General features: G+C 58.7%; 2 protein-coding genes. One reads left to right on the top strand and one right to left on the bottom strand.

The genetic code is table 11. From position 1 onward, the window contains the following. Positions 1-990: DUF2235 domain-containing protein (locus ACR0E6_RS20930; RefSeq protein WP_480586910.1), on the bottom strand; the 990-nt coding region annotated here is incomplete at its 3' end. 583 nt (positions 991-1,573) lie between these two features. Here ACR0E6_RS20930 and ACR0E6_RS20925 point away from each other — a divergent pair. Then, positions 1,574-1,857, top strand: a 284-nt coding sequence (locus tag ACR0E6_RS20925) for a class I tRNA ligase family protein (RefSeq protein WP_480586907.1), incomplete at its 3' end; no start/stop codon positions are given.

Below are 1,857 nucleotides of genomic sequence, written 5' to 3'. Positions count from 1 at the left end.
CTGGTCCTTGCCCACTATCCGTCTTTTGCGCAGAAGAAAAATCTTGCCCCACCCGCGCCACGTCCCAACCGAAGCCCCCTGAACATTGGTCGGAAAACGCGCGCGCCATCCCTCCCGCAGCGGCAGCCCATGCCGCTCGGCCTTGTCCAGCATCCAGATGAGAGAGATGTTGCTGAGGGCGCGTGCTTCTTCATAGCCGTTCAACTGACCACCCACATCGCCATGGGTGCCCCGAAACCAAACCTGTTCGACATGACCTTTGAACTCGGGCGTGCATTTCCACAAGACAGGCTCATAGACCTCGCGGGTCTCGTTCAGGGCCATCGCGTGATATCCGTGGCGGATCGCCCGGCCCAGTTGATGATTGTGGAACGCGTGCTTTTCCTCGGCCCAACGCCAAAGCAGCGGCAGGCGCAGACCCAGCGCTTTGACCGTGTCCCACACCCCGACCATCTCAATCGCCACACCCTCATGGCAAAATTTGCGGCGGAAATCGCGGGCCGCCGTGCCACTCGGGTTGCATTCATAGTGGCGGTAGGCCTGTTTGATGTTCCGCTCGGTCGCGTGTTCCGCCTTCAGCAGGCCGATCATGTCGATCACGCCCGCAAGGCTACGAACACCGTAGGCCCCACGCGAATACCCTATGAAGTAAATCCGGTCTCCGGGTTTGTAACGCGAGGCCAGATAGCCATAGGCCCGACGGATCTGCCGATTGATCCCCCGCCCCATCATCACGTCCAGTGAAGACTTCCAGCTTTCCCACTGGACGCCCGCCTCATAAAACACGGAAACCTGAGGCCCCATTTCCTGACACAGGCGAAACGTCTGCCCGGCATGGGTCTCAAAGCCGGGTTCCAGCGTCGACATTGTTCCGTCCAGAATGACAACATGGCTGATCGGCTCACGGTGCAGCGCCTCGGCGGAATGCTCTGAGCGTAAGGGCCGCCCGAGCCATCCAAGTAGCTTTCTGCTTAACCGTGACAGAATCATATCTCAGCCACTCCTGTACTCTGCGAGGGTGCGTCTCAACATCGCGCCGCCCTGGCCTTCAAGGTGCATCGGCAACTGACGCCTATGCGCCCATATCCCGCCACCGCTCAACCGCCAGCCCATCACTTGCCCGCGTGTCGGTAGAGGCGAGATACACTCAAGGATGGGTATCATCCGCATGCCGGACAAGAGATCCAACGAAACCGTGAGACCTTGAAGTATAGTCGCAAGCCTAAGCGGGCACTTGGGCATCATCATGACTAACGCGTTCAGCATGCGTGACCTCATCGTTACAGCCACCATATGTCTGAATATATTTCGAAAGCTCAAACGCATTGCAAAATTCCCGAAACCGTCTGACGACAGATCACGAAATGAGCAGTGAAGCCGCAACTTACCGGGTCGCACCGTCTCGTGACTGCCCATTACAAGTGTAGCTGAACAACCCAGCGGCCGTCTGTGGCGTGGTTCACTATCCCGGCGGGCCGAATGCCTTGTGGATTTGAGCGCAAAGCCTTCCCCTTTTGCCATCCATTCGCTATTGCACGCACTAACCCAAGATTGATGACGCAGGACGCACCCCATGGCGATGGAAAAGACATTCAACGCGGCCGAGGGCGAGGCGCGCATCTACGAGGCCTGGGAACAGGCCGGAGCCTTCAAGGCAGGCGCGAACAAATCGCGTGACGAGAGCTTTACCATCATGATCCCGCCGCCCAACGTGACAGGTGCTTTGCACGTGGGCCACGCGTTCAACAACACGCTGCAGGACATCCTTATCCGTTGGCACCGGATGCGTGGCTTCGACACTCTCTGGCAACCCGGCCAGGACCACGCGGGCATCGCCACGCAGATGCAGGTTGAAAA

It is taken from the genome of Ruegeria sp. AP12 (genome assembly GCF_056540025.1).
This window is presented reverse-complemented; position numbering and strand designations above follow the sequence as displayed.